This is a genomic window from Nocardioides sp. JS614 (assembly GCF_000015265.1).
Lineage (GTDB): Bacteria > Actinomycetota > Actinomycetes > Propionibacteriales > Nocardioidaceae > Nocardioides.
Genome location: NC_008699.1, coordinates 4528134 through 4549055, shown reverse-complemented (window position 1 = coordinate 4549055; position 20922 = coordinate 4528134). Strand labels below are relative to the sequence as shown.

The 20922-nt window shown below is 72.1% G+C and carries 24 protein-coding genes and 3 tRNA genes; 20 read left to right on the top strand and 7 right to left on the bottom strand.

Features of this window, described 5'->3' with window-relative positions:
- Positions 1 to 80 precede the first annotated feature (80 nt).
- The 4 genes from NOCA_RS23285 to cysE all read left to right on the top strand — a co-directional run bounded on the left by NOCA_RS23285 (position 81) and on the right by cysE (position 2647).
- Positions 81 to 464, top strand: a complete 384-nt coding sequence (locus NOCA_RS23285; protein WP_011757734.1) for a hypothetical protein — start codon at positions 81 to 83, stop codon at positions 462 to 464.
- A gap of 455 nt (positions 465 to 919) precedes the next feature.
- Positions 920 to 1054: a hypothetical protein gene (locus NOCA_RS28530; RefSeq protein WP_274378266.1), complete on the top strand. Its 135-nt coding sequence runs from the start codon at positions 920 to 922 to the stop codon at positions 1052 to 1054.
- A gap of 52 nt (positions 1055 to 1106) precedes the next feature.
- Positions 1107 to 2036: a cysteine synthase A gene (cysK, locus tag NOCA_RS23275; RefSeq protein ID WP_011757733.1), complete on the top strand. Its 930-nt coding sequence runs from the start codon at positions 1107 to 1109 to the stop codon at positions 2034 to 2036.
- 2 nt (positions 2037 to 2038) lie between these two features.
- Positions 2039 to 2647, top strand: coding sequence for a serine O-acetyltransferase (gene cysE / locus NOCA_RS23270; protein ID WP_011757732.1), 609 nt, complete (start codon positions 2039 to 2041; stop codon positions 2645 to 2647).
- A gap of 133 nt (positions 2648 to 2780) precedes the next feature.
- Here the strand turns inward: cysE and NOCA_RS23265 are convergent, their stop codons facing one another.
- Both NOCA_RS23265 and NOCA_RS23260 read right to left on the bottom strand, forming a co-directional pair.
- Complete coding sequence (locus NOCA_RS23265) at positions 2781 to 3482, bottom strand: helix-turn-helix transcriptional regulator (RefSeq protein WP_041546865.1); 702 nt, start codon at positions 3480 to 3482, stop codon at positions 2781 to 2783.
- Positions 3483 to 3555: 73 nt separating this feature from the next.
- A complete protein-coding gene (locus tag NOCA_RS23260; protein WP_011757730.1) occupies positions 3556 to 4245 on the bottom strand; it encodes a DsbA family oxidoreductase in 690 nt (229 codons plus the stop codon).
- A 90-nt stretch (positions 4246 to 4335) separates the two neighbouring features.
- On the opposite strand from NOCA_RS23260, the gene fdxA reads away from it, so the two are divergent.
- From fdxA to NOCA_RS23245, 3 genes are all read left to right on the top strand, one after another.
- The gene (gene fdxA / locus NOCA_RS23255) at positions 4336 to 4680 is read left to right on the top strand and encodes a ferredoxin (RefSeq protein ID WP_011757729.1); all 345 of its coding nucleotides are present in this window, start codon (positions 4336 to 4338) and stop codon (positions 4678 to 4680) included.
- A 12-nt stretch (positions 4681 to 4692) separates the two neighbouring features.
- A complete protein-coding gene (locus NOCA_RS23250; RefSeq protein ID WP_011757728.1) occupies positions 4693 to 5199 on the top strand; it encodes a hemerythrin domain-containing protein in 507 nt (168 codons plus the stop codon).
- A gap of 87 nt (positions 5200 to 5286) precedes the next feature.
- Positions 5287 to 5562, top strand: a complete 276-nt coding sequence (locus NOCA_RS23245) for a hypothetical protein (RefSeq protein WP_011757727.1) — start codon at positions 5287 to 5289, stop codon at positions 5560 to 5562.
- A gap of 34 nt (positions 5563 to 5596) precedes the next feature.
- Here NOCA_RS23245 and NOCA_RS23240 read toward each other — a convergent pair whose 3' ends face one another.
- Positions 5597 to 6274 (bottom strand): TetR/AcrR family transcriptional regulator, encoded by a 678-nt coding sequence (locus NOCA_RS23240; RefSeq protein ID WP_011757726.1) that lies wholly within the window; start codon positions 6272 to 6274, stop codon positions 5597 to 5599.
- Positions 6275 to 6419: 145 nt separating this feature from the next.
- Here NOCA_RS23240 and NOCA_RS23235 point away from each other — a divergent pair, with 145 nt between their 5' ends.
- From NOCA_RS23235 to NOCA_RS23200, 8 genes are all read left to right on the top strand, one after another.
- A complete protein-coding gene (locus tag NOCA_RS23235; RefSeq protein WP_011757725.1) occupies positions 6420 to 7217 on the top strand; it encodes an enoyl-CoA hydratase-related protein in 798 nt (265 codons plus the stop codon).
- Between the two features lie 21 nt (positions 7218 to 7238).
- Positions 7239 to 8384, top strand: a complete 1146-nt coding sequence (locus NOCA_RS23230) for an acyl-CoA dehydrogenase family protein (RefSeq protein WP_011757724.1) — start codon at positions 7239 to 7241, stop codon at positions 8382 to 8384.
- 68 nt (positions 8385 to 8452) lie between these two features.
- On the top strand, positions 8453 to 9193 hold the full coding sequence (locus NOCA_RS23225; RefSeq protein WP_011757723.1) for an SDR family NAD(P)-dependent oxidoreductase: 741 nt from the start codon (positions 8453 to 8455) through the stop codon (positions 9191 to 9193).
- Positions 9194 to 9209: 16 nt separating this feature from the next.
- Complete coding sequence (locus tag NOCA_RS23220) at positions 9210 to 10829, top strand: cyclohexanecarboxylate-CoA ligase (protein WP_011757722.1); 1620 nt, start codon at positions 9210 to 9212, stop codon at positions 10827 to 10829.
- Positions 10826 to 11608 (top strand): enoyl-CoA hydratase/isomerase family protein, encoded by a 783-nt coding sequence (locus NOCA_RS23215; RefSeq protein ID WP_011757721.1) that lies wholly within the window; start codon positions 10826 to 10828, stop codon positions 11606 to 11608. The genes NOCA_RS23220 and NOCA_RS23215 overlap by 4 nt, the downstream gene beginning before the upstream one ends.
- Positions 11608 to 12471 (top strand): 3-hydroxyacyl-CoA dehydrogenase family protein, encoded by an 864-nt coding sequence (locus NOCA_RS23210; RefSeq protein ID WP_011757720.1) that lies wholly within the window; start codon positions 11608 to 11610, stop codon positions 12469 to 12471. Before NOCA_RS23215 ends, NOCA_RS23210 begins: the two co-directional genes overlap by 1 nt.
- A gap of 2 nt (positions 12472 to 12473) precedes the next feature.
- Complete coding sequence (locus NOCA_RS23205; protein WP_011757719.1) at positions 12474 to 13625, top strand: acyl-CoA dehydrogenase family protein; 1152 nt, start codon at positions 12474 to 12476, stop codon at positions 13623 to 13625.
- 11 nt (positions 13626 to 13636) lie between these two features.
- Entirely contained in the window at positions 13637 to 14806 is a 1170-nt protein-coding gene (locus NOCA_RS23200) for an acyl-CoA dehydrogenase family protein (protein ID WP_011757718.1), read from the top strand.
- A gap of 150 nt (positions 14807 to 14956) precedes the next feature.
- Here NOCA_RS23200 and NOCA_RS23195 read toward each other — a convergent pair.
- Positions 14957 to 15030: transfer RNA gene (locus NOCA_RS23195), tRNA-Phe, on the bottom strand.
- Between the two features lie 141 nt (positions 15031 to 15171).
- Here NOCA_RS23195 and NOCA_RS23190 point away from each other — a divergent pair.
- From NOCA_RS23190 to NOCA_RS23180, 3 genes are all read left to right on the top strand, one after another.
- A tRNA-Glu gene (locus NOCA_RS23190) sits at positions 15172 to 15244 on the top strand.
- Positions 15245 to 15361: 117 nt separating this feature from the next.
- Positions 15362 to 15438, top strand: a tRNA-Asp gene (locus NOCA_RS23185).
- 158 nt (positions 15439 to 15596) lie between these two features.
- Complete coding sequence (locus tag NOCA_RS23180) at positions 15597 to 15950, top strand: metallopeptidase family protein (RefSeq protein WP_011757717.1); 354 nt, start codon at positions 15597 to 15599, stop codon at positions 15948 to 15950.
- Positions 15951 to 15992: 42 nt separating this feature from the next.
- On the opposite strand, the gene NOCA_RS23175 is transcribed toward NOCA_RS23180, so the two are convergent.
- Positions 15993 to 16940 (bottom strand): ATP-binding protein, encoded by a 948-nt coding sequence (locus tag NOCA_RS23175; protein WP_011757716.1) that lies wholly within the window; start codon positions 16938 to 16940, stop codon positions 15993 to 15995.
- Between the two features lie 265 nt (positions 16941 to 17205).
- Here NOCA_RS23175 and NOCA_RS23170 point away from each other — a divergent pair, with 265 nt between their 5' ends.
- Positions 17206 to 18711, top strand: coding sequence for an NAD(P)/FAD-dependent oxidoreductase (locus NOCA_RS23170; RefSeq protein ID WP_011757715.1), 1506 nt, complete (start codon positions 17206 to 17208; stop codon positions 18709 to 18711).
- A 130-nt stretch (positions 18712 to 18841) separates the two neighbouring features.
- On the opposite strand, the gene NOCA_RS23165 is transcribed toward NOCA_RS23170, so the two are convergent.
- Positions 18842 to 19531 (bottom strand): PaaI family thioesterase, encoded by a 690-nt coding sequence (locus NOCA_RS23165; protein WP_011757714.1) that lies wholly within the window; start codon positions 19529 to 19531, stop codon positions 18842 to 18844.
- 41 nt (positions 19532 to 19572) lie between these two features.
- On the opposite strand from NOCA_RS23165, the gene NOCA_RS23160 reads away from it, so the two are divergent.
- Positions 19573 to 20190, top strand: a complete 618-nt coding sequence (locus tag NOCA_RS23160; RefSeq protein WP_011757713.1) for a GNAT family N-acetyltransferase — start codon at positions 19573 to 19575, stop codon at positions 20188 to 20190.
- Here NOCA_RS23160 and NOCA_RS23155 read toward each other — a convergent pair.
- Complete coding sequence (locus tag NOCA_RS23155; RefSeq protein WP_011757712.1) at positions 20138 to 20920, bottom strand: hypothetical protein; 783 nt, start codon at positions 20918 to 20920, stop codon at positions 20138 to 20140. The genes NOCA_RS23160 and NOCA_RS23155 overlap by 53 nt on opposite strands.
- Positions 20921 to 20922: the final 2 nt, after the last annotated feature.

Sequence of the window (20922 nt, the reverse complement as noted above, 5' to 3'; positions counted from 1 at the left end):
CTGTGTCGTGGTGGGGTGTCTTTGACGGGTGTCTTGACGGGTGTCTTGACGTGGCGGCCGGGCTCGGGAAGCGTGCCGCCATGAGGCGGGCCCCGCACGAGAACGTGGCGACCGTGCTGGTCGACCCGTCGGTGCTGCACGAGCTCGAGGTGCACCTGATGACCCTCGACCTGTGGGTGTGGCCGGTCGCGACCTCGCCGGTGTACGTCGACGGCCCGCGCGCGGCGTTCCAGATCCGGCGGCGGCTGCTGATCGCGCGGCGCGGCGCCTGGGACGACGCCGCCGCCTGGACTCCGGTGTGGATCGCGTTCGGCGAGACCTGGCAGCGCGGCGCCGAACCGTTGCCGTGGGCGGCCCACGAGACCCTGTGGCGGACCCTCGAGGAGTACGCCGGGCAGGTCCGCTACCGGCTCGGCCTGGGCGGCATCCCCCGGCTCGAGGTCCCGCGCGAGCGCACCGCCTGACCGCCGGCCGCCGTGGGCCGCCCCGGCCGCCGCGGCGTGGAAGGAGTTGTCGTTTGGTCACCAACGACGTCCGGGGCGCGCTCAGTGCCGTCGTTTGGTGACCAAACGACGTACGGCGGCGCCGGGCGGCCGGGCGGGGCTGGGCACAAAGTCCCGGCGACGGCGGGACCAAAGACCCTGCGGTGATCCGGACCGGCCAGGCATCCTGGCCATTCGGCATCCCCAGGAGGCACCGTGATCCCCCGTGCGCAGCGACCGGCGTCCGCCCGTCCGCTGTCGGTGCCGCTCGTCCGTCGCCGGGCCGTGGACCACTGCCGCGTCCGGTCGGCGCTGTGTCGCCCCTGCTGTCGCCTGCGCCCTCGGACCAGCTGAGCGCTCGCTGCCGCCACCGCGCCCTCGCGCGGGCGGGACCGGGCGCGCCGACCCAGACGCCGCCCGCCCGTGAAGGACCCGCCATGACCACCCACGACGACCACCCGGTCGCCGAGCGCACCGATCTCACCGCGCCGTTCAGCGCCCCGCTGCCCCTCATCCGTCGCCGCGCCGTGGACCACTGCCACGTCCGGTCGGCGCTGTGTCGCCTGCCCTGAGCAGACCCGCCGCACCCGACCAGACCGCCCGTACCGCAGTGAAGGACCACCCATGAACATCTACGACGACGTCACCCAGCTCGTCGGCAACACCCCGCTCGTCCGGCTCAACCGGGTCGTCGGCGATGCCGGCGCCACCGTGCTGGCCAAGCTCGAGTTCTACAACCCCGCCAACAGCGTCAAGGACCGGATCGGCGTCGCGATGATCGACGCCGCCGAGGCCGCCGGGGTGCTCGCCCCGGGCGGCACCGTCGTCGAGGCCACCTCCGGCAACACCGGCATCGCCCTCGCCATGGTCGGCGCCGCCCGCGGCTACCGCGTGGTGCTGACCATGCCCGAGACGATGTCTCGCGAGCGCCGCGCGCTGCTGCGGGCCTTCGGCGCCGAGCTGGTGCTGACCCCCGGCAGCGAGGGCATGACCGGCGCGGTGCGCAAGGCAGAGGAGATCGCCGAGACGACCGGAGCGGTGCCGGTGCGGCAGTTCGCGAACGCCGCCAACCCGGCCATCCACCGCGACACCACCGCCGAGGAGATCTGGAAGGACACCGACGGCGAGGTCGACATCCTGGTCGCCGGCATCGGCACCGGCGGCACCATCACCGGCGTCGGGCAGCTGCTCAAGGAGCGCAAGCCCGACGTGCAGGTGATCGGCGTCGAGCCGGCCGAGTCGCCGATCCTCAACGGCGGCGCCCCGGGCCCGCACAAGATCCAGGGCCTCGGCGCCAACTTCGTCCCCGAGATCCTCGACACCACCGTGTACGACGAGGTGCTCGACGTACCCGTCGAGGAGGCCGTGACCTGGGCCCGGCGGGCGGCGACCGAGGAGGGCCTGCTGGTCGGCCTGTCGTCGGGCGCCGCGATCTCGGCGGCCGTCCAGGTGGCGCAGCGACCCGAGAACGCCGGCCGCACCATCGTGGTGATCGTGCCGTCCTTCGGCGAGCGCTACCTCTCGACCCTGCTGTTCGAGGGGCTGGTGGACTGACCATGAGCATCCCGAGCCTCGTCACCTCGGCGCTCGTCGCGCCGACGCCGGGCCCGGTGCGGTGGCGGCACCGGCTGCGCGAGGACCTGCGCGCCGCTCGCGAGCGTGATCCCGCCGCGCGGTCCACACCGGAGCTGGTGCTCGCCTACCCGGGTCTGCATGCGGTCTGGCTGCACCGGCTCGCCCACCGGCTGTGGCACCGGCCCGGTGGCCGGCTGGCCGCCCGGCTGGTCTCGCACGCCGGCCGGGCGCTGACCGGGATCGAGATCCACCCGGGTGCCGAGATCGGCCGCCGGCTGTTCATCGACCACGGCATGGGGGTGGTGATCGGCGAGACCGCGGTGGTCGGCGACGACGTGCTGCTCTACCACGGGGTCACGCTCGGCAGCCGGTCGACGGCACCGGGCCGCCGGCACCCGGTGGTCGGCGACGGCGTGGTGATCGGCGCGGGCGCCCGGGTCCTGGGCCCGGTCGTCGTCGGTGCCGGCGCCCGGGTAGGGGCGAACTCGGTGGTGGTCCGTGACGTCGCCCCGGGCAGCACCGTGCTCGGCATCCCCGCCCGCGTGCCCGACGCCCAGCTCGATGACATCGACCCGGCCCTGCTGATCTGATCCGCGCCGCCGTTGGCTGTAACGCCGTGTTACCCGTTCTGTGCCCCATGTTGCATGGGGGTCGGAACAAAGGGTAAACGGGCGTTACAGCGGCACGGCCCGGCGCCCGGCCGGCACCCCCGACCGGGCGGCCTCAGGCCGGTTCCCCGGCCCCCAGGTGGGCGATGCAGCGGCTGGGCTCCACGAGCGGCTCCAGGCCGGTCGCCCGCACGGTGGCGCCGGTCTGCTCGAGGATGCCGCGCATCAGGCCCAGGTGCACGGCGCAGACGACGTCGTGGTGCTGCTCGGCGACCTCGAGGAACGGGCAGTGGCTGACCTCCAGGCGAAGGTCGCCCGGCTCGTCGACGACGTGGGAGTCGAAGCCGATCCGGTCGAGCGTGTCGACGAGCCGCACCAACGACTCCGAGCGATCCGCGCGCTGGTACGGCGGGGCTGCCGGCGCCAGGTAGCGGCCCCACGCCACGCCGGCCTCCTCGGCCGCGGCGGACGGCTCGGGCAGCCGGCCCGCGAGGATGCTGGTGAGGATCTCCGCGAGCAGCCGGTAGCTGCGGTGGGTGACCGCGGGCGCGGCCTGCGCGACCGTGTACAGCACCTTGGGGCGCCCGGGCGTGCTGCGGTCCTCGCGCTCGCGGACCACCAGCGCGTCCTCGGCCAGCGCGTCGAGGTGGAACCGCGCGGAGTTCACGTGCAGCCCCAGCCGGGCGCCGACCGCGGAGGCGGTCATCGGCTCGCCCGCGTCCTGGAGCAGCGCGAGCACCCGGGCCCGGGTCGGGCCGAGGCCGTGCGCCGGGTCGTCGCTGCGCGGCGGGTCGTCGGTGTTCGTCGAGCGGTCCATCGGGCGCCATCGTTCCACGCCCGGACGCCCGGACCGGGCGAAGCGCTCCGAGCCGGCCGGCGCGGTGGGGTGCTCAGCCGGCATGGGGCAGCGCCGGCGCCGGGTCCCACCGGCGATCAGGGGTACGGCGCAGCAGCTCGTCGGCCAGCCACGCCACGGCTGCGGCACCGACCAGCGGCGCCGCGTCGTCGACGACCAGCACGGGGAGCGCGTCCAGCCCGGTCGCCCGCCACTGGCGTGCCCAGCGCTCGACCAGGTGCCGGGGGGCGGGGGCGACGGGGTCGTCGCCGACCACGGTGTAGCCCCAGTCCGCGCAAGGATGCCCCGGCGGGCAGCCGGTGCGGATCGCGTCGACGACCAGCGTGTGCACCACCTGGGCGTCGCCGACGTCGCACCCGTGCGCCCAGAACGCGTCGAACAGCAGGTGCCGGACCGGGGCGGCCGAGCCCGCGGCGTACGCCTCGGCGTAGCCGGTCACGGCGGCCGCCGCGGTCTCCGGGACGAAGCCGGCCAGCGCGTATGGAAGCCGCTCGTCCGGGCGCAGCCCGGCGGCGACCAGGTCCAGCTCCCGGCGCACGACGCGGAACCGGTCCGCGCCGGCCCGGCTGTCGTGCGCCGGGGCTCGCACCGCGCGCCAGTCGACCCGCAGGCCGGTGGCTGCCAGTGCGTCGGCCCGCCGCGAGGCCAGGTAGCTCCACGGGCAGGTGAAGTCGCCGTAGAGCACGAGCTGGCGAGCCTCCTGGCGGGTCGTCTGGCGGGTCATTGGGGTCTCCTCCCGAGTCCGCGGACGTGCTACGTTCGTTTCTACAATAGTTTCGTCTAAACAACCAGTGTCGAGTGTCGAGGAGGGTCGATGGCGTACGTGATCGGCGAGCCGTGCATCGATGTGCAGGACCGGGCGTGCGTGGACGAGTGCCCGGTGGACTGCATCTACGAGGGCGCGCGCTCGCTCTACATCCAGCCCGACGAGTGCGTCGACTGCGGCGCCTGCGAGCCGGTCTGCCCGGTCGAGGCGATCTACTACGAGGACGACTTGCCCGCCGAGCTCCAGCCCTACCAGGATGACAACGCGCGGTTCTTCGCCGAGGTGCTGCCCGGACGCGACCGGCCGATCGGCTCGCCGGGAGGCGCCGCCAAGCTGGGCGCCTTCGGCGTCGACACCGAGCTGGTGGCCGCCCGGCCGCCGCGAGAGGGCTGAGGAAGAAGCGAGATGGCTGACCCGAACACCGACCTGGACGCCGACCCCGAGAACGCGGACACCCCGAGCATCTCCGCCCTGCTCGAGGACGAGCACCACGAGATCGACGACGGCATCGAGGCCTTCCTCGAGGGCCTGGCCCGGGGCGATCTGCTGCTGCCGCAGCTCGCCCGGGCCGGCGCGGCCCTGCGCCGGCACATCTACCTGGAGGAGGAGTTCCTCTTCCCGCCGCTGCGCGCCGCGGGGATGCTCGCGCCGGTGCTCGTGATGCTCCGCGAGCACGGCGAGATCTGGCAGACCCTGGACGCGATCGACGGCCTGGACGGCGCCGCGGACCCCGACGGCCTGCGCGAGCGGTGCCGCGAGCTGCTCGACCGGCTCGCCGAGCACAACGCCAAGGAGGAGCCGATCATCTACCCCCGCGGGGACGCCGTACTCACCGCCGAGCAGGCCGCCGAGCTGCTCGACTTCATCGACTCCGCGGAGCTCCCGGAGGGCTGGGTCTGCCAGCAGGCATGACGCCCAGGGGCCGGCCGGCGGGATGGTTCACAAGACCGCCTCGGCCCGCTGCGTTGACCGGGCATCGTCGATTTCGGCGGCGGCCTCATGACACTTCGCGCGCAGCCGGAAGGTGGGGTCGAGCGGTCCGAGCTCAACCTCTCCAAGGGCTGGACCCAGGGCATCGCCCTGGCGATGGTGCTCGGGTCCTTCGTGATGGGCAGGCTCGGCTTCCTGCTCGTGAGCATGATCGGCATCGACGAGGGCGACGACCTGGACGCGAGCTACCTGTACCTGTTCGCCGGCATCGTGATCGGCGGGATCGGCGTCGGCCTGGCGCTGCTCGGCACCCGCCGGGTGCTCCGGGACCGCCGCGCCGCCTGAGGGCCCGGCCCCAGCCGAGCCTCGGCCTCGAGGCTCAGTCGACGGAGGCGATGCTGAGCAGGTCCGAGTACCTGCGCCGGTGCCGTGTCTCGAGCAGGGACCGCAGCACGAGCGACACCTGTCGGCGGACATAGTCGTCGAGGGTCAGCGTGCGCTCGAAGTACCAGTGCTTGAGCGCCCAGGCATGGGCCTCCAGCAGCAGGTTGTAGGCCACCAGGTCGGCGTCCACCTCGGCGATGAAGGTGCCGCGCTCGATGCCGGCCTGCAAGATCTCCCGCAGCGGCTCGCTGGTGCTGACCTCGAGTTCCTTGATCCGCTCGCGCCCGGCATCGGTCAGTGACCTGCTCTCCCGGTAGGTGAGGACCGCGGCGTGTCGTTGCTCGTCGATCACCTCGCAGTAGGTGCGGAAGGCGGCGGCGAGCCGGCGGGCCGGGTCGTCGCCCGACTCCTCGATGGCGGCGGGCACTCGCTCGGCGAAGGTGTCCAGCACCTCGACGATGACGGCCAGGAGCAGGTCGTCCTTGCCCCCGAAGTAGCGGTAGATCAGGCCCACGCTGACCCCGGCCTCGTCGGCGAGGGCCTGCATCGACACCGACTCCGAGCCGCTGCGATCCATCAGCCGGGCGGCCGCCCCGAGGAGCTGCCGCCGCCGACGCTCGGCCCGGACGCTCCGGGTCGCGAGGGTGACTTCGTCGCTGGCGCTGACGCTCATGCCTCTCCGTTCGGTCCGACGCTCCAGGGATCCGCACGTGAATCCGCGTTCACTTTAGGGCATCGAAGGTCTTGACGCGCCGGATGTGATGAACCTATCTTCATCGTAAGTGAACGGATATTCATTTTCGTCGAGAGGGCAGCACGTGACCGACTTCGAGGACATCACCTACGTCGTGGAGGATTCGGCGGCGATCATCACGATCAGCCGGCCGGAGCGGTACAACGCCTTCCGGGCGAAGACCGTCGACGAGCTGATCAAGGCGTTCCGGCTCGCGTGGGCGGACCGGCAGGTGCAGTCGGTGATCCTCACCGGCTCCGGCGAGAAGGCGTTCTGCACCGGTGGCGACGTCAAGCAGCGCGCGGAGACCGGCGACTACGGTCCGAGCGAGAGCGGCATGTTCGAGATCGGCAACCTGCACAAGCTGATCCGAGACATCCCCAAGCCCGTGATCGCGGCGGTCAACGGGATCGCGGTCGGTGGCGGCCACGTGCTGCACGTGCTCTGCGACGTGTCGATCGCGAGCGAGAACGCGCGCTTCGGCCAAGCGGGGCCCCGGGTCGGCTCCTTCGACGCCGGCTTCGGCTCGGCGTACCTCGCCCGGGTCGTGGGGGAGAAGAAGGCCCGCGAGATCTGGTTCTGGTGCCGCCAGTACGACGCCTCCGAGGCGCTCGCGATGGGCCTGGTGAACAAGGTGGTCCCGGCCGACCGGTTGCTCGACGAGGCCAAGGAGTGGGCGGCGGAGGTCGCCGAGAAGAGCCCCACGGCCATCCGCTTCCTCAAGCAGTCCTTCAACGCCGACACCGACCACCAGGCCGGTCTCAGCAACCTGGCGATGAGCGCGCTCGACCTGTTCACCGCCTCGCCCGAGGGCCTCGAGGGCGCCGCCGCCTTCGCGGAGAAGCGCAAGCCCGACTTCAACCAGCACGTCAACTGGCACTGACGCGCAGGAGGCGAACCGACCATGGACTACGGATTCGACGAGGACCAGGAGGCGTTCCGCCAGGAGGTCCGGCGGTTCGCCGCCAAGACCCTGGCGCCGCACTACCAGTCCGACGACCGAGCGGCGGTGTTCCGGCGTGAGCTCGCGGTCGACATGGCCGGGATGGGCCTGACCGGGCTGCGCATCCCGGAGGAGTACGGCGGACAGGAGGCGACCGCGGTGATCGCCGGGATCGCCGCGGAGGAGGTCGGCCGTGCCGACTTCAACGCGGCGTACCTGATCATCAACACCGCCCTGATCAGCGACATCGTCGTCCGCAACGCCACCGCCGAGCAGCAGGCGGCCTGGCTGCCCGGGATCGCCTCGGGCGAGGTCGTCCCCTGCATCTGCATCACCGAGCCCGGCCACGGCACCGATGCCGCCGGCCTGGAGCTGAAGGCGGTCCCGGACGGTGCCGGGTGGACGCTGCACGGCGAGAAGACCTCCATCACGCTCGGGATGACCGCCGACCGGGGCGTCGTGCTGGCGCGCACCGGCGGCCCCGGCGCGCGGGGCGTCAGCGCGTTCTGGGTCGACCTGCACGACCCGAGCGTCACCCGGGCCGCGTTCGACGACCTCGGCAGTCGTGCGATCGGCCGCGCGTCGCTGCACTTCGACGGGACGCCCGTCGCTCGCGCGCAGCTGATCGGCGCCGAGGGCGACGGCTTCGTGTCGGTCATGCAGGGCTTCGACTACTCCCGGGCGATCATCGGCCTGGCCTGCCTCGGCGCGGCCCAGCAGTCACTCGACGAGGCGGTGCAGTGGTCGCGCGACCGGGTGGCCTTCGGCAAGCCGATCGGCACCTTCCAGGGGGTCGCGTTCCCCCTGGCCGAGCTCGCGACGTACGTCCGGGGCGCCCGGCACGTCTGCTACGAGGCGCTCTGGAACAAGGACCACGACCTCGAGCACTCCGCGCTCGCCGCGATGGCGAAGTTCTGGGCGCCGAAGCTGGCCACCGAGGTGATCCACAAGTGCCTGCTCACCTTCGGGCACCTGGGCTACTCCTCCGAGAACCCGGTCGGTCAGCGGCTGCGCGACGTGATCGGGCTGGAGATCGGCGACGGGACCGAGCAGGTCTCCAAGCTCGTCATCTCCCGAGACCTGCTCGGCCGTGCGTTCGCACCCTGACCCGCTCCCACCTCCGACGGACCCAGCTCCAGCCACCCCCCGCAGACCACTCGAAAGGCAAGGACCCCATGGGCAAGCTCGACTCCAAGATCGCGGTCGTCACCGGCGCCGGACAGGGCATCGGCAAGGCGATCGCCACGAAGCTGGCGGCTGAGGGCGCCACCGTGGTGGTGACCGACGTCGACCACCAGGCCGCGAAGGAGACCGCCGCGGCACTCGACCACGGTGCGATCGGCCTGCACGCCGACGTCACCGATCGCACCTCCGTCGACGCGATGGTCGACGAGGTGGTCGCGACCTTCGGGCGGATCGACGTACTCGTCAACAACGCCGGCTGGGACAAGGGCGAGGCGTTCGTCGACTCCGAGCCGGAGACGTGGGACCGGATCATCGGCATCAACCTCTACGGCGTGCTCAACACCTCCAAGAAGGTGCTGCCGATCATGGCCGCGCAGGGCTCCGGGAGCGTGGTCAACATCGGGTCGGACGCCGGCCGGGTGGGCTCGTCGGGCGAGGCCGTCTACTCGGCGGCCAAGGGCGGCGTCATCGCGTTCAGCAAGGCCACGGCCCGGGAGATGGCCCGCAGCCAGGTCAACGTCAACTGCGTCTGCCCGGGACCCACCGACACCGCGCTGTTCGCCTCCATGGGCGGGGACAAGCTCCGCGAGGCGCTCGTCAAGGCCATCCCGTTCCGCCGGCTCGGGCAGCCCGAGGACCTCGCGAACGTGGTCGCCTTCCTGGCCTCCGACGAGGCCGGCTTCGTCACCGGACAGACCGTCAGCGTCAGCGGCGGCCTCACGATGTCTTGACCACGGGAGACCTGCCATGACCTTCGAGACGATCCTGACCGCCGAGCGGATCGCCCGGCACACCGCGGACGGCCACTGGCTGGACCGGTTGATCACCGACTACCTCGACGAGCACGCCGAGGCGACCCCGGACCGCACCGCGTTCGTCGATGCGCGCCGGGAGATGACGTACGCCGACCTGCGCCGCGAGGTCGACCGCTGCGCGCACGGCCTGGTCGAGCTCGGCGTCCGCCCCGGCGACGTGGTCAGCTTCCAGCTGCCGAACTGGATCGAGTGGGTGGTCGTGCACTACGCGTGCACCCGGATCGGTGCGATCAGCAACCCGCTGATCCCGATCTACCGCGAGCGCGAGGTCGGCTTCATGATGGGCCTGGCGCGCTCGCGGGTGCTGGTCGTGCCGCGCCGGTTCCGGGACTTCGACTACCCCGCGATGGTCGAGCGGCTGCGCCCCGACCTGCCCGATCTCGAGCACGTCCTGGTCGTCGACGGTGACGGTGCCGACTCGTTCGAGACGTTCCTGGCCACCCCGTGGGAGGAGCGGCACGACCCCGGCCTGCTCGACTCGCTGCGGCCGGACGCCAACGACGTCACCCTGCTGATCTTCACCTCCGGCACCACCGGTGAGCCCAAGGGCGTCATGCACACCCACAACACCGTCGTCGCGGCGAACGCACCGCTGCCCGAGCGCCTCGGCGTCGGCGCGGACAGCGTGATCCACATGGCCTCGACGCTGGCGCACCTCACCGGCTTCCTGTACGGCGCTCGGCTGCCCGTCCAGGTCGGCGCGACCGGCGTGCTGCAGGACGTGTGGGATCCGGCCGAGTTCGTGCGGCTCGTCGAGCAGCACCGGATCACCTACACCTCCGCGGCGACGCCGTTCCTCCACGACCTCGTCAACGTCGCCGACCTCGCCGACCACGATCTGTCCAGCCTGCAGCGGTTCTGCTGCATGGGCGCCCCGATCCCGCGGGCCATCGTCCGCCGCGCGCGGGCCGCGCTGCCGGGCCTGGTGGTGGTCGGTGGCTGGGGCCAGACCGAGAACGCGCTCGTCACGCTCGGCGTCCCCGGCGACCCGGACGAGAAGCTGATCGAGACCGACGGCTACCCCTGGCCGGGCATGCGGATCCGGGTCGTCGACGCCGACGGTGCCGAGGTGCCGGCGGGCACCGAGGGCCGGCTCCAGGTGACCGGCCCCTTCCTGTTCGTCGGGTACGCCGAGCGCCTCGAGATGACCCGCGACTCCTTCGACGGCGACTGGTTCGACACCGGCGACCTGGCCCACATCGACGCCGAGGGCTACGTGAGCATCTCCGGGCGCACCAAGGACGTGATCATCCGCGGCGGCGAGAACATCCCCGTCGCCTACGTCGAGAACGTGCTGTACGAGAACCCCAAGATCGAGGTGGTGGCCGTGGTGGCGGTCCCCGACCCGCGACTCCAGGAACGGGCGTGCGCCTGCGTCGTGCTGAAGCCGGGCGTGGCCGGTTTCGACTTCGCCGAGATGCAGGAGTTCCTGCGGGAGAAGGGAGTGGCGAAGCAGTACTGGCCGGAGTTCCTCACCGTCCTGCCCGAGCTCCCCAAGACCCCCAGCGGCAAGATCCAGAAGTTCCACCTGCGCGACCAGGTGGCCCAATGAGCGCCGGGTTCGAGACGCTGCTGGTCGAGGTCGCCGACGGGATCGCAGTGGTGACCGTCAACCGCCCGGAGGTCCGCAATGCGGTGAGCCGGCAGGTCCAGGCCGACCTCCGCGCCGTCCTCGACACGTTCCGTCACGACGACGCGGTGGAGGTGGTGGTGTTCACCGGCGCGGGCGACCGCGCCTTCGTCGCCGGCGCCGACATCGCCCAGCTGCGCGACTACACGCTGCACACCGGACTCGCCTCGGAGATGCAGGCGCTCTACGACGAGGTCGAGGCCTATGAGAAGCCGACCATCGCCGCGGTCAACGGCTACGCCCTGGGCGGTGGCTGCGAGCTCGCGATGGCGTGCGACCTGCGGGTGGCGTCCACGAGCGCCCGGTTCGGGCTGCCGGAGACCAACCTCGCCGTACTGCCCGGCGCGGGCGGCACCCAGCGGCTCGCCAGGCTGGTCGGCGTGGGGCGTGCCCTCGAGCTGATCCTCACCGGACGGCTCGTCGACGCCGAGGAGGCCCGCACGATCGGGCTGGTCACCTCGGTGGTCGCACCGGAGGAGCTCCTCCCCCACGCCCGCGAGGTGGCCGGGCAGATCCGGGCCAAGGGTCCGCTCGCGGTCCGGCTCGCCAAGCTGGTGGTGCGCTCCGGCATGGACACCGACCGGCGGACCGGCCTGGTCATCGAGCAGCTGGCCCAGTCGCTGCTCTACACCACCGGGGACAAGCGGGAGGGCGCCGAGGCGTTCCTGGCCAAGCGCACCCCTGCGTTCCGGGGGGCCTGATGCGCAGCGTCCTGGTCGTGGGTGCGGGGGCGATGGGCTCCCAGATCGCGATGGTCTGCGCCCTCGCGGGCCACCAGGTGTGCCTCCACGACGTCGATCCGGCCATGCTCGAGCGGGCCGATCGCGAGCTGCGCGACCGGATGGCGCGGCAGGTCGAGAAGGGCCGGCGTACCGCCGACGACGTCACGGCCGCGTTCGAGCGGCTGCGGGTGGCGGACTCGCTCGCCGCCGCCGCCGCCGCCGCGGACGCGGACCTCGTGATCGAGGCGGTGGTCGAGAGGATCGAGGTGAAGTCGGAGCTGTTCGCCGAGCTCGACCGGCTCTGCCCGCCGGCCACGATCCTGGCCAGCAACTCCTCGAGCTTCGTGCCGTCCCGGCTCGCGGCCGCGACGGGGCGCGCGGACCGGGTCTGCAACCTGCACTTCTTCAACCCGGCGCTCGTCATGGCCTGCGTCGAGGTGGTGCCCGGACCGGAGACCTCGGGGCAGACGGTCGCGAGCTGCGTGGACCTCGTCGAGTCGCTGGGCAAGGTTCCGGTCGTCCTGGAGAAGGAGATCCCGGGCTTCGTGGCGAACCGGATCCTCAACGCCGTGCGCGACGAGGCGATCCGGCTCTACGAGGGCGGCTACGCCGGTGTCGAGGCCATCGACACCGCCTGCCGGACCGCTCTCGGCTATCCGATGGGACCGTTCGAGCTGATGGACCTCACCGGCATCGACATCGGCTACCTCACCAAGCAGGCTCGGTACGCCGAGACCGGCGACCCTGCCGACCTCCCCAGCCGCAGCGTGACCGAGCTCGTCGAGCGCGGCCACCTCGGCCGCAAGACCGGCCGCGGCTGGTACACCTACGAAGGAGTCTGACCATGGACCTGTCACTCAACGAGGACCAGCTCAGCTTCAAGAAGCTGGCCCGCGAGTTCCTCGACGCGGAGGTCGTCCCGTACCGCGGCGAGTGGGACCGCCGTGAGTCGGTCGACACCGCGATCATCCCCAAGCTCGGCGACCTCGGGTTCTTCGGGCTCACCATCCCCGAGGAGTACGGCGGGCTGGGCGGCGACTACATCACCTACTGCATCGGCATGGAGGAGCTCGGCCGCGCCGACTCCTCGGTGCGCGGCATCGTGTCGGTCTCGATGGGCCTGGTCGGGAAGGTGATCCTCTCCCACGGGACCGAGGAGCAGAAGCACCGCTGGCTCCCCGGCATCGCGACCGGCCGGACCCTCGCGTGCTTCGGCCTGACCGAGCCCGACAACGGCTCGGACGCCGCGAACCTGCGGACCCGGGCGGTCCGCGACGGCGACGACTGGGTGCTCAACGGCGCGAAGATCTTCATCACCAACGGCACCTGGGCCGACGTCTGCCTGGTCTTCGCCCGCACCGGCGAGCCCGGCCCCCGCGGGGTGTCGGCGTTCCTCGTGCCGACCGACCTCCCCGGGTTCGGGCGCCAGGAGATCCACGGCAAGCTCGGGCTGCGCGGCCAGGCCACCGCCGAGCTCTCCTTCGACAACGTGCGGGTGCCCGCCGACGCGATGCTCGGCGCGGAGGGCGAGGGCTTCAAGATCGCCATGCACTCGCTGGACAAGGGCCGCGTCTCGGTGGGTGCCGGGTGCGTCGGCATCATCCAGGGCTGCCTCGAGGCGGTCGTCGACTACTCGGTGCAGCGCCGGCAGTTCGGCCGTCAGCTGGCCTCCTTCCAGCTGATCCAGGACATGATCGCGGAGATCTCCGTCGAGGCCGACGCGGCCCGGCTGCTGGTCTGGCGGGCCGCCGACCTGATCGAGCGCGACCAGCCCTTCGGCACCGAGGCCTCCAAGGCGAAGTACTTCGCCAGCGAGGCCGCCGTGCGCGCCGCGAACCTGGCGATCCAGGCGTTCGGCGGCTACGGGTACGTCGACGAGTACCCGGTCCAGAAGTACATGCGCGACGCTCGGGTGATGACGCTGTACGAAGGCACCAGCCAGATCCAGAAGCTGCTCATCGGGCGCGCCGAGACCGGCGTCAGCGCCTTCCTCTGAAAGGGACCGTCATGACCCAGACCCCGCTCGGCCTCTTCGACACCGACTCCCTCGTCGATGCCGAGACCCTGGCCATCCGCGACACCGTCCGCCGGTTCGTCGACGACCGGGTCCGACCCGAGGTCGCCGACTGGTACGAGGCGGGCACCGTCCCGGCCCGCGAGCTGGCCAAGGAGCTCGGCGCGCTCGGCGTCCTCGGCATGCACCTGGAGGGCTACGGCTGTGCCGGCACCACCGCGACGGCGTACGGCCTGGCCTGCCTCGAGCTCGAGGCAGGCGACTCCGGCGTCCGCTCGCTGGTGTCCGTGCAGGGCTCACTGGCGATGTTCGCGATCTGGAAGCACGGCAGCGAGGCGCAGAAGCAGGAGTGGCTGCCGCGAATGGCCGCGGGTGAGGCGATCGGCTGCTTCGGCCTGACCGAGCCGGACTTCGGCTCGAACCCCGCCGGCATGCGGACCCGCGCCCGCCAGGAGCCCTCGGGCGACTGGGTCCTCGACGGCACCAAGATGTGGATCACCAACGGCTCGGTCGCCGACGTCGCCGTCGTCTGGGCGCAGACCGAGGGTGGCATCCGCGGGTTCGTCGTCCCCACCGACACTCCCGGCTTCTCCGCCCCGGAGATCAAGAAGAAGATGTCGCTGCGCGCCTCGGTGACCAGCGAGCTCGTCCTGGACGGCGTCCGGCTGCCCGCCGACGCGGTGCTGCCCGAGGTGAGCGGCCTGTCCGGCCCGCTGTCCTGCCTGAACGAGGCCCGCTTCGGGATCGCCTTCGGGGCCGTTGGCGCGGCCAGGGACTGCTTGGAGACCGCGATCGCCTACACCCGTGAGCGGGAGATCTTCGACAAGCCGCTCGCGGCGTACCAGCTCTCCCAGGCCAAGCTTGCCGACATGACCCTCGAGCTCGGCAAGGCGATGCTGCTCGCCCTGCAGCTGGGCCGGCTCAAGGACGAGGGGCGGCTGCGCCCCGAGCAGGTCAGCCTCGGCAAGCTCAACAACGTCCGCGAGGCGCTCGCCATCGCCCGCGAGAGCCGCACCCTGCTCGGCGCCGCCGGCATCACGCTGGAGTACCCGGTCCTGCGGCACGCCAACAACCTGGAGTCCGTGCTCACCTACGAGGGCACCAGCGAGGTGCACCAGCTGGTGATCGGCCGCGCTCTCACCGGCGAGGCCGCCTTCCGCTGAGCCGACGAGGAGTGCCCACTGCCGGGTCGTGTGCCTCAGGACGCGCCATAGCGCGTCCTGAGGCACACGACCCGACCGGGGACGAGCAGTGGCCCCCGCCGGGATCCGGCGGGGGCCTCTCGTCCGCTGGTCAGCGACCGGCGGTGCTTGTGGGCAGGGGCGGGGTCGAACCGCCGACCTTCCACTTTTCAGGCGGACGCTCGTACCGACTGAGCTACCTGCCCAAGCGACGGACACCCTACAGGAGCGCCGTCGGCCGGCGAAAACCGCGGGCCCGCGCCGATCCCGGTCGGGTCCGCTCTCGCCGGGTCGGTCGGATTCGTGCGGCGTCCGCAGGCGCCCTATGCTTTCGCAGAGCGTGTCCGGCCCCCATCGTCTAGCGGCCCAGGACCCCGCCCTTTCACGGCGGTAGCACGGGTTCGAATCCCGTTGGGGGTGCGATCCTCGCCCCCGCTCCGCCTCGATTGGGAGCAGGTGCGGTGTGTAGGTTAGAGTTCCCTGCGCTTCGGCAACGAGGCGCAGACAGCATGATCAGCACCACCCAAGCAACAACCTGGCCCCGTAGCGCAGTTGGTTAGCGCGCCGCCCTGTCACGGCGGAGGCCGCGGGTTCGAGTCCCGTCGGGGTCGCCACACAGACGCCCCGGATCGCGAGATCCGGGGCGCTCGTCATTCCGGGCCCGCGCGCGTCTGCTGTAACGCCCGGTTACCCTTTCCTCCGACCCTGATGCAGCAGGGTGGGTAGCAGGGGTAACACGGCGTTACAGCGAGTGGCGGGGGACAATGACCCCATGCCGATCGAGATGGCGCCCGAGGAGTTCGACGCGCTGGTCGACCGCGCCCTCGACGAGATCCCCGACGAGATCGCCGCGCTGGTCCGCAACGTGGTCGTGCTGGTCGAGGCCGAGGCGCCGCCGGACGATCCGGACCTGCTCGGGCTCTACGACGGGATCGCGCTGACCGAGCGGTGGGGCAACCCGATGATGGAGCTGCCGGACCGGATCCTGATCTTCCGGGGTCCGCTGCTCGACATGTGCGACACCGAGGAGCAGCTGGTCGACGAGGTGCGGATCACGGTGGTGCACGAGATCGCCCACCACTTCGGGATCGACGACGACCGGCTGCACGACCTCGGGTACGCCTGAGCCACCTGCGGCACGGCTGCGGCCCAGGCTCCGGCGTACTCCTCAGCGACGGTGGGTCGGTGCGGTCGCTCCCGAGCTCGCCTCGTCGGAGGCCATCGCTTGCGGACAGGGGAGCGGCGGCTCGCCGGCCGCCTGACGCACGAACTCGGTGAGGAACCAGCGCTGGAAGCGCTGCTGCTCGGGGGTGCGGGCCAGCGAGAGCAACCGCTCCTCCCGGCAGAACGCGTCGGCCAGGTCGAGCAGCTCGATGAAGCGGCCGATGGTCGCGGCGGTCTCGCGGGGCATGGCCACGTGCAGGTCGGTGGCGGCGTCCCCGGACTCGAGCGCCCGGTCGATCTGGTCGGCACCGATCCCCTCGCGCAGGTCCCGCTCGAGCGAGCCGAACAGGTCGGAGAGGTCCTTGGCGAGCGGGTACTCGTGCTCGTGGGCCAGTGCGAGCAGGCGCACCTCGCGGCGCAGCTCGCGGTAGTGCCGCTGGAACTCCACGAACGTGCGCAGCGGCACGCCGCGGAGCTCGATCCGCAGCTCGTCGGGCACGGGCTCCGGGTGGGCCGGTGCCACGACGCCGGTCACCACGCCCTCGACCAGGTCACCCGGATGCGTGCTCGGGACGAACCACACGACCTTGCCGTCCTCCTCGACCTCGACCCCCCAGGCCGTCGAGCACCGGGCGACGATGCTCAGGCCGCGGCCGAAGGTGAGCAACAGGTCGTCATCGTCCTGCGGGTCGGGGCTCGGCATGAGGGGTACGTCGGTCGACCCGTCGCGGACCTCGACCCGCGGGTGCTCCCAGGTGCCGCGCACCCGCACCGACAGCGGAGGCTGGGCGTGCAGCAGGGAGTTGGTGACCAGCTCGGAGACGCCGAGCTCGGCGCACTCCTCGAGCTCGCTGCGCCCGATGTCGTGACAGGTGCCGACCACCCAGCGGCGTGCGTCCTGGACGCCGCGGGGACCCGAGCCCAGGGACAGGGCTGGCCTGTTCAGTGGCACGGTTGGTCTCCACAACGGGTGGCGGATGGCGGCTGGCGACGATGCCATTGCCCGCTCGTGTACCCGTCCGATTTCCAAGCGAAACCTCGTCGGCCCACGAGGTAATCGGCGGTCCAGACGGCCACACGCAACGCCATCGTGCGCCGAAGATCATTGTGACCGACGATACTCTCGCCGATCGCACCGGACGCGGCTGTGCCGGAAGAATGCGGGTACGGGGGAGCGTTGAGTCCATAGCACCCGAGTCCCCGACGAGAGGGCAGCCATGGCAGGCACCGAGGCCCGGCCGGTCGAAGCCGCGGCGGCGCAGCACCGGCACCGGGTGGTCGTCATCGGATCCGGGTTCGGAGGGCTGTTCGGGACCAAGGCACTGCGCCGGGTCGACGTGGACGTGACGATGGTCGCGAAGACCACGCACCACCTGTTCCAGCCGCTGCTCTACCAGGTCGCGACCGGGATCCTCAGCCAGGGCGAGATCGCGCCGCCCACCCGCGAGGTCCTCAGCAGTCAGCGGAACGTCACCGTGCTGCTGGGCGAGGTCAGCGGGATCGACCTCGCCGCGCGGACCGTCACCTCCCAGGTCCTGGGCCGTCCGACGGTGACGCCGTACGACTCCCTGATCGTGGCCGCGGGCGCCGGCCAGTCCTACTTCGGCAACGACCAGTTCGCCGAGTACGCGCCCGGGATGAAGAGCATCGACGACGCGCTCGAGCTGCGCGGCCGGATCTTCGGCGCCTTCGAGCTGGCCGAGCTCGGGGCCGCGCGCGGCGACCACATCGACCACCTGCTCACGTTCGTGGTGGTCGGCGCCGGCCCGACGGGCGTGGAGATGGCCGGGCAGATCGCCGAGCTCGCGCACCGCACCCTGCGCAAGGACTTCCACCACATCAACACCCGCACCGCCCGGGTGATCCTCGTCGACGCCGCCCCGCAGGTGCTGCCGCCGTTCGGGGCGAAGCTCGGGGCGAAGACCAAGACCGAGCTGGAGAAGCTCGGCGTCGAGGTGGTGCTCGGCGCGATGGTGACCGACGTCGACGAGCGCGGCATCGAGATGAAGTTCAAGGACGGCCGGGTCGAGCGGGTCGACACCGTCACCAAGATCTGGGCCGCGGGGGTCCAGGCCAGCCCGCTGGGCCGCACCCTCTCCGAGCAGACCGGCGCGCCCCTCGACCGGGCCGGCCGGATCGCCGTCAACCCCGACCTGACCCTGCCCGGGCACCCCGAGGTGTTCGTGGTCGGCGACATGATCGCCCTGGACAACCTCCCCGGCGTCGCGCAGGTCGCGATCCAGGGAGCGAGGTACGCCGCCGAGGAGATCGAGCGGCGGCTGCGGTCCAAGCCCTCGCAGGGGCCGTTCAAGTACTTCGACAAGGGTTCGATGGCGATCATCAGCCGGTTCCGCGCGGTCGCGATGATCGGCCGGGTCCGGGTCACCGGGGTGCTCGCCTGGCTGATGTGGCTGGGCCTGCACCTGGTGTACATCACCGGCTTCAAGAGCCGGGTCACGGCGCTGCTGCACTGGGCGGTCTCGTTCGTCGGCCGCGGCCGGGCCGAGCGGACGACCACCGAGCAGCAGATCTTCGCGCGCAGCGCGCTCGGCCGGCTCGAGCACGGCGCCGCCGACCTGGTCTCCGACCCCGGGGCGTACGACGCCACCCGGGAGCTGCTCGAGACCACGCGCCGGGCCGAGCTCGAGGCGCAGGCCCTCGAGGAGGCGCGGCTCACCGATGCCGGCGAACGGGGCGTGAGGACCGGCGACCGCGCCGGCTGACCGGGCCGTCGGCGGGCTGCGAGTTTCATCGGCCGGCCGATGAAACTCGTGCCTGGACGATGAAGCTTTGTCGTCCAGGCACGAACTCTGTCGGCCGGCCGATGAAACTCGGAAGCAGTCCGGCCGACCCCTACTCGAAGTAGCTCGGGGTCGGCGTGGCGGGCCCGTCCCCACCGGCGGCCCGGTGGGCGGCGATCGCCTCGCGGGCCCAGCGCGGCAGGATGAACAGCCCCTCCGCCTCGACGGTGACGCCCTCAGCGTCGCGCAGGTGGCCCCGGGCCCAGGTCTTGATCCCCTCGCTGCGCTCGATCCACGCCTCGGCGCGCAGGTCGCCCAGCGGTGTCCCGCGCCGGTAGCGCAGGGTGAGCGTGCCGGTCATCCCCGGCTTGCCGCCGGCGCCGGCCGCCTCGCCGAGCATCTGGTCCAGGATCAGCGCGGACACCCCGCCGTGCACCAGCCCGGGCGGCCCCTCGTACGCCGCCCCCAGGTGGAAGTCCGACCAGGCCCGGCCGGTGTCGTCGTGGTCGATCACCAGCGGCGGGGCGATCGCGTTGCGCAGCCCGACCACCGAGTTCCCCCACGGCCGCCCCCGGCCGGTCGCCCCGAAGCGCACGCCGTAGGGCCCGTCGAGCTGCCGGGCCCGCAGCCGCGCCGTCAGCGCCTCGACCTCGGCCCGGACCGCCCGGATCTCGTCGTCGTCGACCTCGGTGCGGATGGTGGCGTCCACCAGCTCGCGCACGGCCTGGGTGAAAGGACCGTAGAGCGCCTTCTGGCGCTCGAGCTCCTCGGCGGTGATGTTGTCCTGCACGTATCCGGGCACGCCCGGATCCTAGAACGGGTTGCATTTGGTGGAATGGGTTCGTGACCGACCTCTCCGTCCCCGACGTGCGGTTCCAGCCCTCCTGGGCGGCGGCGATGGCCGAGTACGCCGACGCCGGCGAGGAGCAGCCGCACGGGTCGGGGCTCTGGGACCTCGACCACGTCGACGTCACGGTCGCCGGCTGCGGCGAGGTCGTCGCCCACCTGCTCGCCCAGCGCGACCCGGCCACCGAGCTGCCCGAGGGCAGGGTGCACTGCACCTATCTCTGGATCACCGAGCCGGGGGCCGGTGGGCCGGAGTTCGTCGGCTACCTGGCACTCCGGCACACCCTCACCCCCTGGCTGCTCGAGGAGGGCGGCCACATCGGCTACTCCGTACGCCCCTCCCGCCGTCGCCAGGGGCACGCCTCGAGGGCCCTGGTGCTGGCGCTCGACCGGGCCGCGGCGCTCGGCCTGGACCGGGTGCTGCTCACCGTGGATGAGGACAACGCCGGCTCCCGGGCCGTCATCGAGCGGGCCGGCGGGGTCTACGAGGACAGCCGCCGTGGCAAGCGCCGCTACTGGATCGCGGCCGGCCGCCCGGCCGACAACCCGGCCGGCAGCCCGGTCAGCGCGGCAGGTAGTGCACCTCGGAGCGCCGGGCGTGGAGCACCCGCATGAACTCCGCGGCGTCGACCATGCCGGCGTCGAGGACGTACGGCGCCATCCCGCGCCGGTAGAACAGCACCCGCCAGCCCCGGTCGCCCGGGAGGCCGATGACGTCGACCGGGGAGCGGAGGTCGGCGAGGTCGAAGACGTGCCGCCCGCCGTCGCGGAGGACCTCCAGCCGGCTGCCGGTCACGAGCACCGTGGCGCTCGGGTGGCGCGCCCAGGCCCGCCAGGCGACCCCGGTGGCGAGCAGCAGCACCGCGGCGAAGCCGAGGGTGACCGCGCCCGGGTCGGCGTACGCCACCGCCGCCTCGATCGCGGTGAGCACCGCGGCCGCGAACAGCAAGAACCCGGCCACCCGGCGGGCGGTCGGCTCGACGCTGAGGTCGATGCTCGGGACCTCGCCGGCCGCAGGCTCACCGGCAGCAGGGTCACCGGGAGCAGGGTCACCCGGGCTGTCGAGGGGAAGCTCGACCAGGTGCCCCTCGGTCCCGGGAGTGACGAGCGCGGCCGGCGTGGCCGCGCCCGTCGAGCCCCGCGCGTCCGAGGCCCCGCCGCCCTCCGGAGGCGGCGGGGTCGCGGCAGGATCCGGCTGCCGGGACGAATCGGTGCGGTCCAGAAGAGCGGCCCGGGCGAGGTCTTCGAGCACCGCCAGACCGGGCTCCCGCTCGTGATGAGCAAGCCAACGGTTCAGCAGGTCGAAGGAGGACGCCTGGGTCTCCTCCGGAGTCGCGCTCCCCATAC